The following is a 14,980-nucleotide window of genomic DNA, read 5'->3' on the forward strand; positions in this document are numbered from 1 at the left end:
CACAATGGGCGCAACCTCCGTGTTGATAGTCGTCCGCAGCAGATGTATCGCAGGGGCAGCCGCCTTTAGCCTTACCCCGTATTTGCCGCCTTGCTTTATTATCTCCGGCTCGTCAAGGGTCAGCTCGTTCATCTCCGGCATAACAATGCCGTACCCCGTCTTTTCCATATCGTCAAGGGCCGTGCTGAATTTCGCAAACCGCTCCTTGATCTTCACAAGCTCCAGTATCCTCGGCATAAGATCGTTCTCGTCCTTGATCTCAAGCCCCGTCGCCTCGCCGATTATCTTGAAAAACAGATCGGGCGCAAGCTCAACCTTGATAACAGCCGAACCGCAGCCAAGATCAATGCTCTCCACAGACCCCGTCGCAACCTGCTCACAGCAGCATATAGCCTCAGCACAGCCCGAAATGTCACGGAGATTTTTCACCTCCGCACAAGCCGACTTGATGTGACTGAATACCGCCTCTTTGAGCCAATGCCCCTTGTCAAGTGTGTTTATCCACGAGGGCATTGAAATGTTTATCTCCTTCACAGGAAATGCGTAAAGAAGCTGGGTGAGAATGTTTCTTATGTCGCTTTCCCCAAGTTCAAGACAGTTTATTGGCATTACCACCGTGCCGTATTTCTCCGAAAGCTCCTTGCAAAGCGCCTTTACCTCCGCCGATTCAGGGTAAACGCTGTTCATAAGCGTAACAAATGGCTTGCCGATCTGCCTGAGCTCGTTTATGATACGCTCCTCACATTCTTCGTATTCCTCTCTCGGCAGATCGGTTATGCTGCCGTCCGTCGTTATCACAAGACCGATAGTCGAGTGCTCCGTGATAACTTTCTGCGTTCCCACTTCCGCCGCCATATTGAACGGCACTTCCGTGTCGAACCAAGGTGTCACCACCATTCTAGGCGATTCATTTTCAATGTACCCGATGGCGCTTGGTATAATGTACCCCACGCAGTCGATCATTCGCACATTGAAATTCGCTCCCCCCTCCAGCGTGATGTTCACAGCCTCTTCGGGGATAAATTTCGGCTCAGTCGTCATAATCGTCTTTCCTGCGGAGGACTGGGGCAGCTCGTCAACAGCCCTCTCCCTGCGAAAATCGCTTTCAATGTTCGGGATAACGAACTGCTCCATAAACTGCTTTATAAATGTAGATTTACCCGTGCGGACGGGTCCCACCACGCCGATGTAAATGTCTCCGCCTGTTCGGGTGGCGATGTCGGTGTAAATATCGTTTGTCATATTCCTGTCCTCCTAATTCATAAGTGGGATCAAAAGCATTCCCTGCCGTGAAAGCTTGTCGTCAGCAAGCTCGTTCTCTTCAAGTATGGCCGTCACGGAAGTGGAGTATTTCTTCGCTATCTCCCATATATCATCGTTTTCTGTGCAGTAGCAAATTTTCAGCGCATAGCGATCGTTTTTCTCCTTCGGCTTGTCAAAAAGCACTTTCAGATCGGTGAGCATTTTTCCGACTTGCTTCGTGATAAGCTCTCCCTCGATCTTTATCTCCGCCTTCACCTCCGCCGAACTCTCGTCCGCAAGATAATAAGAACAGCTTTCCACCGTCACCTTCGGACAAAATGCCGCCTCTCTCGTGCAGCCCTCAGGCAAAGCGACCTCGTGCTCAAATGGCATATCGCTTTCAAGATAAACAGGCACGCCGTCACCATTTCGACCCAGCAAGCAGAAATTAACATTTCCCGATACCACAAAAGCGTTTTTATCCTCGTCAAATCGGGTGTTTATATCAGATACCGCCGCCCAGCTGTCGTGAACGCATTTTAGCTCACCCTCTTGGCAAGCCAGCTTTGCCGCCGCCGAGTGGTTTTCGCTTATCTTTACGCTGCCGCATTCAAGTTCGCTCTCATAGCTCTCCCCCTCACATTCAAAACAGGTTGAGTAAGCGTCCGTCACAATCTCACAGCTTGCAAGCTTTTTCGCCACACAGCTCACAATAAGCACGATCTCACATTCCAGCGTCGAGGAATCCTCCCCTCTGGGTATCATCTCGCAGCCGGCAGCGGTGATATCCACCTTCGCCGTGAAACTTTCGTCAATGCCGTCAATGTCGATAATCTGCGAAAACGGCACAGTAAACCGCATTGTTTCAGCACTCTCCTCCCCCTCGGGGGTAACGCAGCCGTAAAGCATTGATATCTCCACATCGCCCTTCGTGACAAGCTTTCCTGCGATCATCTTGTGATCCTGCGGTATAACACGGCAGGACGTCCGCAGGATAGTTCCCACAGGGGGCTTTGAAGCCGCAAGGGCAAGCTCCTCGATAACAGTTATCCTCTTTAGCGCCGTCAAACGCTTCGCAGTATATGTAAAAGGCGTCTTTTTCAGCTGTATTCCGCAGCCGAATGCGTCCGTAACAATGGGCTTTGATACCTCCCCCACAACTTTTGCGGATATTGACACAGCCCCACGGATATCAAGCCTCCGTTGATTTACCACACGGCAGTTGACGTAATCGCATTTCGGCGTAAGCTCGATCATCGGGTCGATACACTCCCCTTGGATATCCAGCGACTTTGTGTAGGTCATTTTCTGCTCAATGCAGTTTATGCGCCTGTCGTTCTCGCTTATGTAAAGCACTCTGATAAGCGCCGTCAGCTCAAAGCTGAGCTTTCCGCCATTTATGCTATGGCTTGAAACTGTTGGGCGGATAACGCACTTGAGTATCCTGAAAATGTCGGGATAATAATCGGGCAGAAGAAAATCTTTCTCCACCGCCTGCTCGCAGGAGGCGTCAAGAATGGTCTGAGCCATTGAAAGCGTCTCTCTGTTCAGCTTGAAATCATTAGTATTCATCTTGTTTGCTTCCTCCTAAAAATAAACTAAGTTCAAGGCCGGTATAATATTGCATACTCACAATCTGTCAAAATATCATCAAATCAACGATCAACGGGCGAACGCTGTTCGCCCCTACGCTAAAAATATTTTAGGGAAATTGTGGTTGACAAAAGTCTGCAACAATTTGTTTTATCCTCAATAACCCCAAATGTAGGGGACGACGAAATTTATCAGCTCACCGTTACTCGCTGATAAATTGACGTCCCACTCTTTGGTCGCTCACTTGTTTTCCGCATTTTCGACAAACAAAAGTCTGCGATAAAATACCCAACCTTTATCTTTCATTTCGGGCTTATCTGCCCTGCTGAGAACAGTATATTCACGCAAAAGGGGTTGTATTCTAAAAACGTCCCCCTTTCACACAAAAATTTCTCCGCCATAGAATATGAAAGGGCAGCGCTAAGCCGCCCGAGACTAAGGTCAGCGCCGCAAAGCGTTGACCTCACGAAAGGAACATATCTATGAACGGATTTCTATGGGCGGCGGCAGGTACGGGCTTTACATTTTCGATGACAGCACTTGGCGCAGCCGTTGTATTTTTTATGAAAAAAGAGCAGAGCAGCGATAAGCTCAACAGAGCCTTTTTAGGCTTTGCAGCAGGCGTTATGATAGCCGCCTCCGTGTGGAGCCTGCTTATCCCTGCTATCCAAAAAGCGGAAGATCTCGGTAAGATCGGCTGGATACCTGCGGCAGGTGGATTTGCACTAGGCGTATTATTTTTAATGCTCCTCGATAAGCTTATGCCATATTTCCACCCCGAGCCTGACCGAGCCGAGGGCGTAAAACAGGGCTTGAAGCGCTCCGGTATGCTGATATTCGCAATAACGCTGCACAATATCCCCGAGGGAATGGCAGTCGGTCTTGCCTTTGCACTTGCGGCGCAAAGCGAAAGCTCCGTGCTCCTCGCCTCCGCAATAGCACTCGCCATTGGAATGGGCATACAAAATTTCCCCGAGGGCGCAGCCATAGCGCTCCCTCTCCGCCAGTCGGGAATGAGCCGCAGCAAGGCATTTCTATACGGAATGTGCTCCGGTCTAGTCGAACCCATTTTCGGACTTATCACAGTCCTTATCGCAGGCACAGTTCTGAGCATTCTCCCTTGGCTTCTAGCCTTCGCCGCAGGAGCAATGCTATATGTAGTGGTAGAAGAGCTTATCCCTGAAGCCCACCTAGGCGAAGGACACATCGGCACGATAGGCGTAATGCTGGGCTTCCTCCTTATGATGATACTTGATGTAGCCCTAGGTTAGTGAGGAATGAGGAATTAATGTAGGGGCGCACATTGTGAGCCCGCAGACTGTCGCAAAAGCAGCAGATCAACGGGCGAATGATGTTCGCCCCTACAAAAACAACGCATTTACGTAATTTGTAGGGGCTGGCGTCCTCGACAGCCCGTGTCAAGGCACAAACGTTACAATAATTCTGTACGTTAAAGGATATGGTAATGTCGCTTTTTCTGCCGATTTTTGTTCGCTCGTTGATTTTCCCACTTTTGCGCTTTAATCACCACTTTTGATATTGACAAAGGTTGAGCAGTTTGTTATAATGATAAGTGTGTAAAAAGTTTCGATGGAAAAAGTAAAAAAAGACGAAACAAAAGAGAGATTTGCAAAACCAGAGGACAACGAAAGGACAGATGAGGATTGATAAGATCATTACGCACCTTTATTGCCTTTGCGGCGGCGGTCTTGTGCGCCGTCCTGCTTATGACGATAAGGTGCTTTGCTTATGATTATTCAAAGATCACAGGCACAAATGCAAGCGGCGCTGATATCAGCGGCTATTCGGGCGCAGCAGAGATAAACGTGCTCGATTTCGGCGCAGATAAAAGCGGCAAGAAAGACTCTGCTAAGGCTATACAAAAAGCCCTTAATTACGCTATCGACAACGGCTCAAGCTCCATTCAGATAAAAGTCGTCGTGCCAAAGGGTACCTATAAGATAAACAGCCTGCTGAAAATTTATTCCAATACTTGGCTTTATCTTGAGGACGGCGCAAAGATAGTCAGAAATTTTGATAAGGGCTGTATGATAAAAAACGCCCAGGCCAATGGCAAGGGCGGCTTTGACAGCGAAAGAAATATCGTTATCGAGGGCGGCACTTGGGATGGCAACCCTTCGTCAACTTCCAATCCGTTTTCAAATATGCGTTTCGGTCATATGACCAATCTTTGGATAAAGAACGTCGAGATAACGAATAATTATAACGGTCACCACCTTGAAATAGGTGCAGCTCAGGGCGTGACTATCGAAAACTGCGACTTCCACGGATATACAGGCGCAAGCCAAAAAGAAGCTATCCAGCTCGATACGATCAGCGACGCCGACGTTTTCGCAGGCTATGCGCCCTATGACGATACCCCTTGTGATAACGTTATCATAAAGAATAATAACTTCCACGATATGATGAGAGGTCTCGGCTCTCATTCCGCTTCGCTGGGCGTTTATTATACAAATACTATCATTACAGGCAATACTTTTAAAAATTTGAAGTCAACTGCCATAGTGCTTGTTAACCATAAAAACTGTATAATCGAAAACAATACTATGACCGATGTGGGCTATGGCGTTGATTTCAAGTATATGACAGATAATGAAAACAGCAATTTTCACGTCCCAAGTTCGGGCTATGCAGGAATAAAGGACAGGCTCGATGATAACGCCAATACCATAATAAGGAACAATACCATTTCAACGGCGCTGACTTATTATATCTCTGACCCCTTCGGAATACAGCTTTACGGCAGAGAGCTGGAAGCTTCATACAATCACCCCGATTATAATTACACCATAAAGGGCGTAAAAATAACGGGCAATACTATCAAGACCGTTGGAAATGCAGTCCGTCTCACGGACGTTTCGGGAATTTTTATCGACTCAAATGAAATGAGTTTCAATTATGATTATTACAACCGCTCGGATATGGACTTGATCTCAATGGTGGACGCTTCGCAGATAACCATTTCAAAGAACACTATGACCGGCACAAAGCAGAACAGCGTTTATATAAGCGGCGGCTCTGACAATGTCATAAGCTCAAATAAGATCAGCAAGCCAGCAGTTTCGGGCGTTTATGTTTCGGGCGGCTCGACTAAAAATACTATTTCCGGCAATACAATAACTTCCGCAGGCTCAAACGGCATTAAGGTCACGAAAGAGTCCAAGGCGGATATAAAGAAAAACACTATAACAAAATCTGCCAAACACGGCATACTTTTCACAAATGCAAGCGGCACGGTTGTTGAAAACACCCTCAATGAAAATGGCCTAAACGGCTTCCTTGCGGATAATAATGCAACGGTCGAGTTCAGAAATAACACTTGTGAAAAGAACAAGAATTACGGCATAAAAGCCAATAATCAGTCGCAGGTGGATATAAGCGGAAATACGCTCAAGGAAAACGGCAAGGGCGCAGTTTACTGCACGGGAAAAGCTTCCGTAAAGCTCAATGCGCCAAGCGATTTCAAGGTCAGCGATATTTGTTCCGATAAGCTTACGCTTAATTGGGGCGAGGTCTCGCAGGCGGACGGTTATTACGTTTACCGCAAGGCCGACAGCGACGACGCCGAATATGAACGTATCGCCGATATAAAGGACACTTCCTACACAGACCTTGAACTTACGCCGAAAACACGTTACATCTATGTTGTGAAAGCTTATCTCAGCGCTGTTGACTCCACCGAAATAGGCAAAGGCACAGCGGAAATGACTGTCAAAACAAAGCTTACGATAATAGGTTGTTACACAGATATGAAAGGCTCTATGACCTATACGGGCAAGGAAAGAACGCAAATTTTCAACGTTTATGTTGACAATGAAGCCCTTATCCCTGACGTGGATTACAGGCTGGAATATTCAGACAATGTAAACGTCGGTCAAGCGAAAGTGCGGGTTATCGGAATGGGTCAGTATTGCGATTATGCGGACTTTGTGTTCAATATCACGCTGGGTTCAGATAACGTCATCGTGGTCAATCCGCAGAGTTACAATGTCAATTCCATAGTTTCGGGCAATCCAACAATGAAGGCTCAGGGCTATGAAGTTGAAGTTGTGAAAGACAGCGAACTTGACAGCGCATTTTCAAATGCAAATGCAAATTCAAGTGCGAAAACAAAGCCGAAAGCAAAGGATATAGTCACAGTTGTGAACCTATATTCTTCCACACAAATGTTAAAGACCGCAAGAGCCGATCAGCTTGAAATGCGCATCCGCTCTTTCCGTGAGCTGACAGGGGAGACCGTTTACGGCGCTTGGCTGTAAAGATCTGATGATCTGATAATTTTAATAAGCGAAATTTTTACACGCAAATATAAACACCGCACAGACCATATCGGTTTTGTGCGGTGTTTTTTGTACTTTTTATTTGTTATTGTACTGCGTTACAGCCTGCTCATAAGCCACCTGCTGAGAAGCTGTTGGCGATGAGGTGAGCCTTGCAAGGAACTGTCCGTCAACGAAAAGATACTTCACGAGCACCTTTTCAATAGGGTTCTTGTTTTTCGGATTGATAGTCTGCTGATAAACGCTGAGATAATTCTCATTTCCGCTCTTGCTGACGTAACAATCAATGCAAAGATAGGTGGTCAGCGGAGTGGTTATATCGCCGATCTGATAATTGAAAAGCGCATATGGGTTCTGCTCCATTTCCATTTTGAACTGCTTTGCGTTGGCCGGTACTGTAAATCTGTACATATTTTTGAGATTTTTGTACTCTGCCCAATCGTCCTCGCTTTCGATGAAAGGTACTTTGGATTTTCTTTCAACGCTCACCAGCATAAATGCGATAAGCACGATAAATTCGCCTATCCACACGACCAAAAGCACGCCGCCGCTGACGAGAGTTCCGTTATCATAAGATGAATGTGAGGATCTGTAAGACCAGCGGCCTTCCTCATTGATAGCCTTGATGTCGTTCCAAAGGTCGGAAGGGCTTGTGAGGATATTGCCAAGGGTCACTTTTTTATAGTGCCTGTAAGAATATGTATAGTCGTAAGCGTTCATAGTGGTGGACTTTTCGAGAGAAGCGGCGGCCTCGGCTTCATCAGAGCCAAGCAGGTCGTCAAGCTCGAAAAATTCCCACACAGACTGTTTTTTCATTTTTTCGATATCGGAATCGGAAAAACCGTCCTCTGTTGAGATATCGTAACTGAAAATATCATAGGCCATTGTTTGATGATAGATGTTGTAATAATCGCTGAAATCATCGGTGGTCTCATCGAAAAGGTTGTTAAGCTCGCCGTAATACTCATAGGCGGTGGAATCTTTCATAAGGTCATAGCTGTATTTTTTGAGATCGTTGTAATCATACAGCGCCCATTTGAAATAAGTCGCCAACAGAAAGCCCACGATAGTGCAGATCAGCGCCACGGCGGTGTTTCTGATCTTGAAAATTTTGACGATCTGTCCGCCGAGAAGTCCCAGCACGACTGACACGCCGATAGCGGCGAAGATGTTCAGATAAACGATCGTACACCAGCCTTCAAAGGCGAGATACAGCCAAAACAGCAGGCAGCCGCAGACAGCGGTTGCAAGCAGCATAAGCACAGCGCCCACAGGGCTGAATTTTCCCGACTGCTTGTAATAAGTCGAATTTGGTCCCATAGTTTGATACCCCCATATTTTCTTCATAATTTTGTGGTTTATGCTTCCTCGCAAATGCGATAAACATTAAACAAATTATAGCACGAAAATGTTTAGTTTGCAACAGTTTTTTTGCAGGGGCTTGCCCCTGCAAAAAAATATTGATAAACCGCATTGTTTGATATTTGATTTTCAAGTTACCGGGCGGAGATTACGTCGTAAAGCTGCGCTTTAAAATTGTGCGCACACGCAAGTTTGCGGTTTCGTCTCAACATTTGGGTGCAAGTTCTCTGATGCGCCAGCCGACTCTTCACCTCGGAGCCATCACCGCTCGTCCAAGAAGTTTCCCTTCCACTCAAATGTCTTTCTACTTATCCCGAAAAAGGGGCGAAAAGTTGCATAAAAAATGCAACAATTGCAGGGTTGTTGCCAAATTAAAATATTTTTCATTTGTTTGCACAAATTGGAGCAATCGAAATTGGTGGAATTGCACAGCGAAATGTAGAGGAAAATTGTTGTTCGGCAAGGCTCACAACAATTTATCGTTCGCCCGTTTGGAAAACCGCATTGTATTTTTATTGCCAAATGTACAATGGGTATCACGGGCGAACGATGTTCGCCCCTACATTATTGTCAGGATAACGAAAAAACGATACCATTAAAATTGGCATCGCTTTTTTACTTTTATTTGACAAAATCTTATATTTGTGCTATAATTTATACTGGAAAAGGTAGATCTATACGGTAGGCGGTTGTCCTCTAAACGTACATAGTCTGAATATTGTTAGTCACAAGGTTAGGCAAAATAGGATATGGAAACGGAGGTGATAGAATGGACTTAGTTTACTTCGTCTTAACTATCGTGTTATTAGTCGTTCTTAATGAGCTGATTAAAAACATAAAAAATAACCGCCCCTCGCCAAAGTCGCGGTTATTTTTAATAAATAAACAAAACTGAGGACAACCGTCTATACGATCTGCCTTTTTCTATTTTTATTATACATTAGATTTCTCGGCGTGTCAAGTGGTTGACACACTTTTGTTGAAATAAACACCAAACGGCACTTTGTGCGGTTTACAGTCTGTCCGCTACTTGGGCTACAAAGTGCGCTACACGTAGTTCAGCGAATCCCGAACATAAACATTCGGACAATCGTCACAATTTTTACACAATAATAGTTTATTATATAAGCAGAATATGAAATGATAGGGAGGAACGCCTTATGGCTAAAATTCTTGTAGTCGATGACGAAATAAAGATAAGAGAAATTATTAAAGAGTATGCAGAGTTCGAGGGCTATGAAGTCGCTCAGGCGGAGGACGGTATGCAGGCTGTGGAAATGGTCAAGAATCAGGACTTCGATATCATCATTATGGACGTTATGATGCCTAAGCTGGACGGATATTCCGCCTGCAAGGAGATACGCAAGATCAAGAGAATTCCTGTTATTATGCTTTCCGCTAGGGGCGAGGAGTATGACAAGCTCTTCGGCTTTGAGATCGGTGTGGACGATTACGTTGTTAAGCCGTTTTCGCCAAAGGAGCTTATGGCGAGGATAAGAGCGGTGCTCAATCGTGCCTCAGCTTCTCAGCATACTGAGGACGTTATAAAGTACGAGGGGCTTGAGATCAATTTCACCGCCCGTGAAGTCAAGATCGACGGCGAGAGAGTTTCTATGACCCCGAAAGAGTACGATCTGCTTTTCTATCTCGTGAAGAATATGAATATCGCTCTTTCCCGTGAAAAGCTTCTTGAAGAGGTCTGGGGTTTCGATTTCTACGGCGACGACAGAACTGTTGACACACATATCAAAATGCTTAGAAACAGCCTCGGAAAATATCGTAATCTTATCGTTACGCTGAGAGGAATGGGATATAAGTTTGAAAAGATCCAGTAAAAAGGAAACAGTCGGCGAAAACGTTAAAGTCAAAAAAAACAGCAGGATAAAGAACAAGGTCGGCGAGACTGTGGCGGAGATAAAGGCAAAGCGCTGCCTTAGGTCTTATGTGTGGATGTATTTTATTTTCTTTACTGTCTTTATCCTTATTCTTATTTGGCTTTTTCAGTATGTTTTTCTTGAAAGCTATTATCAGTCGGCAAAGGTGAGGGATATCACGAATGCTGCTAATCAGATAATACAGGCTTATGGCACGGACGAGCAGGATTCTGTCAACCGCTCGCTGGCGTTTGACAACGGGCTTTGCATTGTGATAACGGACGAAATGGGCAACCCTGAGGTCATTGAGAACAATATGGGTGCGTTTTCCCACTTGAACCGTGAGATGAACAAGGGTTACGGCATATTTTTCTTTCAGATGATATCCGATCTTACTCAGTCGGACAAGAGCTATATAACAAAGATCGTGCAGAGCGAGAATTTCAAGAGCAAGGAAATTTTTTACTGCACGTCAATTTATACTGAGGATTCTGACACGCAGGCCTATCTTTTTATCGAGAGTTCAGTTGAGCCGATAGATTCGACAGTCAGCATTATAAGAGAGCAGCTTATTTACATTACCATAATACTTTTTGAGCTTGCGTTTATTGTGACGATGTTCATTTCAAAGAGGCTTTCACGGCCTATCGTTGACATAACTGAGACGGCGAAAAAGTTCGGTGAGGGCGATTATTCTGTTGACTTCAACGGTCACGGATATCGTGAGATCGAGGAGCTTTCGACTGTGCTCAACAATGCAAAGGACGAGATACAGAAGGTATCGGAACTGAGGAAAGATCTTATTGCGAACATTTCTCACGATTTGCGGACGCCGCTTACAATGGTGAAGGCATATGCGGAGATGATAAGAGATCTGTCGGGCGACAATCCAGTCAAGCGGCAGGAGCACATACAGGTGATAATCGACGAGGCGGACAGGCTTTCAAATCTTGTAAACAATTTGCTGGAGCTTTCAAAGCTTGAATCGGGCAATGCGGAATTGAAGCTTACGAACTTCTCCATAGTTGACAAGCTAAATGACTGTATGACACGTTATCAGCTTCTTATTGAGCAGAACGGATATGATATAAAGTATATTCCAGACGAGGACATGGTCATTACGGCGGACATTGAGAAGCTCGATCAGGTAATATACAACTTTATAAACAATGCGATCAATTACACGGGTGATGAGAAGGTCATTCGTATCAAGCAGATAAACAAGGCAGATGTTGTGCGCATTGAGGTAACGGACAACGGCAAGGGAATATCGAAGGAGCTTTTGCCGAAGATATTTGACAGATACTATCGTGACGCAAAGTACAAGCGTGATGTTGTTGGCACGGGGCTTGGTTTGTCTATTTGTCAGGAGATATTAAAGACCCACGGTTTTGCGTATGGTGTTCAATCGGAAGAGGGCAAGGGTTCCACGTTCTGGTTTGAGGCGAAGCTTGCAAAGCAGGAGAGCAAGACTGTTCAGCGAATGGAGAGCAGGCTGACGCTTAGTGGGGAGGAACAATAAAAATAATAAATAGCAAACATAAAAGCAGAGACGAGAAAAATTCGTCTCTGCTTTTTATATAGCTGGGATATTCCAGCTTTTTTTCGGCATAATAGACTTTACGAATATGCGATAAAAAATTTATGCAACGTAAAAATTATGCTGAAAGGAAGAAAATGCTATGATAGAGAAGGACACGATAAGGCTTCTGAGGGAATGTGACGCAGGGATAAAGATGGGTGTACAGTCCATTGATGACGCATTGAAATACGTTAGTGCGCCGGAGCTGAAGAGAATGTTAGAGAAGAGCAGGGGAGATCATCTTGAGATACTGAGTCGGCTTCAGAAGCTTCTTGACGAATATCACGATGGGGGGAAAGAGCCGCCTGTTATGGCGAAGGGAATGTCTTGGATAAAGGCGAACGTAAAGCTTTCGGCGGAAAACTCCGACAGCGCAGTTGCTGATTTTATAGTTGACGGCTGCAATATGGGCGTGAAGTCCTTATCGGGATATTTGAATGATTTTGAGGCGGCGGACGAGGCATCAAAGTCCATTGCGAAGGAGCTTATCAGTCTTGAGGAGCGGCTTGGGGTGGACATTCGGGGGTATTTATCGGCGAAATAGGTAATATGGGTTGAATTTAAGGCAATACTGCGTGTGGTGCGGTATTGCCTTTGGTTTGTTGCTATGATATTACGGACGTTACTGCTGGTTCCTCGCAAGCGCTCTGGCTCTGTGCTTGAGCCTCCGCTTTAATTCCGCTGTGCTAGTTTTTGGTTCTTAGTCAGGGTTATTACTTTATGGTTTTTCTCATCTGATTTTGCTATGTTTCTGCTGTTGACAAATTTGATAAAATCGTGTATAATATTAAGTTGATAATACCTTTGGATTTTTTATTTTTTAATTTGTATAGGAGTGTTTTTATTATGGCAGCTATTTCTAAAACTGTTTCTAAAGCAGGCTACGCTAAATTGCAGGAAGAACTCGAATACCTCATTACCGTCAAAAGACGTGAAGTCGCTCAGAAGTTGAAGGAAGCCCGTTCTTTCGGTGACCTTTCTGAGAACGCTGAGTACGATGAAGCCAAAAACGAGCAGGCTATCCTCGAGTCAAGGATCAACGAGCTCGAGCTTCTTATCTCTAACGCTACTGTCGTTGATGATGACGATATCTCTGTAAACGAGATCGGCGTTGGTTCTATCATCAAGATCAAGGATATCGAACTGGACGAGATCGAGGATCTTCAGATCGTTGGTTCAACTGAGTCTGATCCTGACAACGGCAAGATCTCTGACGAGTCTCCTATCGGAAAGGCTGCGCTCAGACACAAGGTCGGCGATGTTTTTGAGGCTGAGACACCTGCCGGTCTGCTCAAATTCGAGGTTCTTGATATCACTAAGTAATTGATTTTTGATGTTGAAAGGTGATGGTTTTGCGCTTTGCGGCGTGGATATTTCGGGTGATATTTGCAGGAATATGGGGCTTTTCAACAGAGTCGGGATATAAATTATAACGTGGGGGCTTTGGCTTGCCACTTGGAAAGGAAAATATAAATGAGTGAGGAAAACCGCACCAATGCTCCGGAAGAGGAGCTTACTCAGGAAGATATAAACAGTTTAAAGAAGATCAGAATGGATAAGCTTGAAGATCTCAAGGCTAGGGGCAAGAACCCTTTTGAGATCACAAAGTATGATGTTACGGCAAGCTGTGCTGACGCAAAGGCGCAGTATGAGAAGCTTGAGGCTGAGCTTAAAGAGCAGGCTGGCGAGGACGAGGAAAAGCTCAAGGAGCTGCTTGAGGGCAACCGCATTACGGTGAGCATTGCGGGACGTGTTATGTCCAGACGTCTTATGGGCAAGGCAAGCTTTTTCGATCTCAGAGACAAGACTGACAAGGTTCAGGTATATCTGAGAATGAACGAGATCGGCAAGGAAGAATTTGACGATTACAAGAAGGGCGATATCGGCGATATCGTTGGTGTTGAGGGCTTTGTATTCAGAACTAAGATGGGCGAGATATCTGTTCACGCTCAGAAGTTCGTGCTGCTTTCAAAGTCGCTTCTGCCGCTGCCTGAGAAGTGGCACGGACTGAAGGATCAGGACACAAGATACAGACAGAGATACACCGATCTTATATGCAATCCTGAGGTAAAGGACACATTTATCAAGAGGTCGCAGATCATATCTTCTATCAGAAGATATCTTGACGGACAGGGCTTTATGGAAGTTGAGACGCCGATGCTGGTATCGAACGCCGGCGGAGCTGCTGCAAGACCATTTGAGACACATTACAATGCACTTGATGAAGATGTAAAGCTGAGAATTTCGCTGGAGCTTTATTTGAAGAGGCTTATTGTTGGCGGACTTGAGAGAGTTTACGAGATCGGCAGGGTATTCAGAAACGAGGGTGTTGACGCAAGGCACAATCCTGAGTTCACTCTTATGGAGCTTTATCAGGCGTACACGGATTATTACGGAATGATGGACTTGACGGAGAATATGTTCAGACACGTTGCGCAGGAGGTATGCGGCACGACTTGCGTACCTTACGGCGATGTAATGATCGACCTTGGCAAGCCATTTGAGAGAATGACGATGATCGACGCAGTTAAGAAGTATTCGGGCGTTGATTTCTCGCAGGTAGCTACAACAGAGGAAGCGAAGGCGCTTGCAGACGAGCACCACATTGAATATGAGGCAAGGCACAAGAGGGGCGACTTACTGAATCTGTTCTTTGAGGAATATGTTGAGGAGCACCTTATTCAGCCGACGTTCATAATGGATCACCCGATCGAGATATCTCCACTTACGAAGAAGAAGCCTGAAAATCCTGATTATGTTGAGAGATTTGAGCTTTTCATTACAGGCAGAGAGATGTGCAACGCATACTCAGAGCTGAACGATCCAATCGATCAGCGTGAGAGATTTGCGGCACAGGAAGAGGCATTGAAGCAGGGTGATGAAGAGGCCAACCACACGGACGAGGACTTCCTGAGGGCGCTTGAGATCGGTATGCCACCGACAGGCGGAATCGGTTACGGCATTGACAGACTTGTTATGCTGCTGACGAACTCGCCTGCTATTAGGGATGTGCTTTTGTTCCCTAC

10 protein-coding genes are annotated in these 14,980 nt (G+C 45.5%); 7 read left to right on the plus strand and 3 right to left on the minus strand.

Features of this window, described 5'->3' with window-relative positions:
* Together spoIVA and QZ371_RS11500 are read right to left on the minus strand one after the other, a co-directional pair.
* The coding region (gene spoIVA, locus QZ371_RS11495; RefSeq protein WP_295213373.1) for a stage IV sporulation protein A at nt 1-1,242 on the minus strand (1,242 nt) is incomplete at its 3' end.
* Nucleotides 1,243-1,254: 12 nt separating this feature from the next.
* Nucleotides 1,255-2,814 (minus strand): SPOCS domain-containing protein, encoded by a 1,560-nt coding sequence (locus QZ371_RS11500; RefSeq protein ID WP_295213376.1) that lies wholly within the window; start codon nt 2,812-2,814, stop codon nt 1,255-1,257.
* A gap of 503 nt (nt 2,815-3,317) precedes the next feature.
* Here QZ371_RS11500 and QZ371_RS11505 point away from each other — a divergent pair.
* Both QZ371_RS11505 and QZ371_RS11510 read left to right on the plus strand, forming a co-directional pair.
* The gene (locus QZ371_RS11505) at nt 3,318-4,106 is read left to right on the plus strand and encodes a ZIP family metal transporter (protein ID WP_295213378.1); all 789 of its coding nucleotides are present in this window, start codon (nt 3,318-3,320) and stop codon (nt 4,104-4,106) included.
* Nucleotides 4,107-4,499: 393 nt separating this feature from the next.
* A complete protein-coding gene (locus QZ371_RS11510) occupies nt 4,500-7,115 on the plus strand; it encodes a right-handed parallel beta-helix repeat-containing protein (RefSeq protein WP_295213380.1) in 2,616 nt (871 codons plus the stop codon).
* A 99-nt stretch (nt 7,116-7,214) separates the two neighbouring features.
* Here QZ371_RS11510 and QZ371_RS11515 read toward each other — a convergent pair whose 3' ends face one another.
* Nucleotides 7,215-8,456 carry a hypothetical protein gene (locus QZ371_RS11515; protein ID WP_295213381.1) on the minus strand — a complete coding sequence of 414 codons (1,242 nt, stop codon included), beginning with the start codon at nt 8,454-8,456 and terminating at the stop codon, nt 7,215-7,217.
* A 1,202-nt stretch (nt 8,457-9,658) separates the two neighbouring features.
* On the opposite strand from QZ371_RS11515, the gene QZ371_RS11520 reads away from it, so the two are divergent.
* The 5 genes from QZ371_RS11520 to lysS form a co-directional block, all read left to right on the plus strand.
* Nucleotides 9,659-10,333 carry a response regulator transcription factor gene (locus QZ371_RS11520; protein WP_295213382.1) on the plus strand — a complete coding sequence of 225 codons (675 nt, stop codon included), beginning with the start codon at nt 9,659-9,661 and terminating at the stop codon, nt 10,331-10,333.
* Nucleotides 10,317-11,894, plus strand: a complete 1,578-nt coding sequence (locus QZ371_RS11525; RefSeq protein ID WP_295213384.1) for a HAMP domain-containing sensor histidine kinase — start codon at nt 10,317-10,319, stop codon at nt 11,892-11,894. Before QZ371_RS11520 ends, QZ371_RS11525 begins: the two co-directional genes overlap by 17 nt.
* 160 nt (nt 11,895-12,054) lie before the next feature.
* Nucleotides 12,055-12,498, plus strand: coding sequence for a hypothetical protein (locus QZ371_RS11530; protein WP_295213387.1), 444 nt, complete (start codon nt 12,055-12,057; stop codon nt 12,496-12,498).
* Nucleotides 12,499-12,800: 302 nt separating this feature from the next.
* Nucleotides 12,801-13,277, plus strand: a complete 477-nt coding sequence (gene greA, locus QZ371_RS11535; RefSeq protein WP_295213390.1) for a transcription elongation factor GreA — start codon at nt 12,801-12,803, stop codon at nt 13,275-13,277.
* A 150-nt stretch (nt 13,278-13,427) separates the two neighbouring features.
* A partial coding sequence (lysS, locus tag QZ371_RS11540; protein ID WP_295213393.1) for a lysine--tRNA ligase occupies nt 13,428-14,980 on the plus strand: 1,553 nt, incomplete at its 3' end.

Origin of the sequence: Ruminococcus sp. (assembly GCF_019423705.1) — a bacterium.
In the GTDB taxonomy this organism is placed as follows: Bacteria; Bacillota; Clostridia; order Oscillospirales; family Ruminococcaceae; genus Hominimerdicola.

Coding starts and splice junctions, on each gene's coding strand:
- QZ371_RS11505 (WP_295213378.1), top strand. CDS start 3,318: ATGAACGGATTTCTATGGGCGGCGGCAGGTACGGGCTTTACATTTTCG.
- greA (WP_295213390.1), top strand. CDS start 12,801: ATGGCAGCTATTTCTAAAACTGTTTCTAAAGCAGGCTACGCTAAATTG.
- QZ371_RS11500 (WP_295213376.1), bottom strand. CDS start 2,814: ATGAATACTAATGATTTCAAGCTGAACAGAGAGACGCTTTCAATGGCT.
- QZ371_RS11530 (WP_295213387.1), top strand. CDS start 12,055: ATGATAGAGAAGGACACGATAAGGCTTCTGAGGGAATGTGACGCAGGG.
- QZ371_RS11515 (WP_295213381.1), bottom strand. CDS start 8,456: ATGGGACCAAATTCGACTTATTACAAGCAGTCGGGAAAATTCAGCCCT.
- QZ371_RS11520 (WP_295213382.1), top strand. CDS start 9,659: ATGGCTAAAATTCTTGTAGTCGATGACGAAATAAAGATAAGAGAAATT.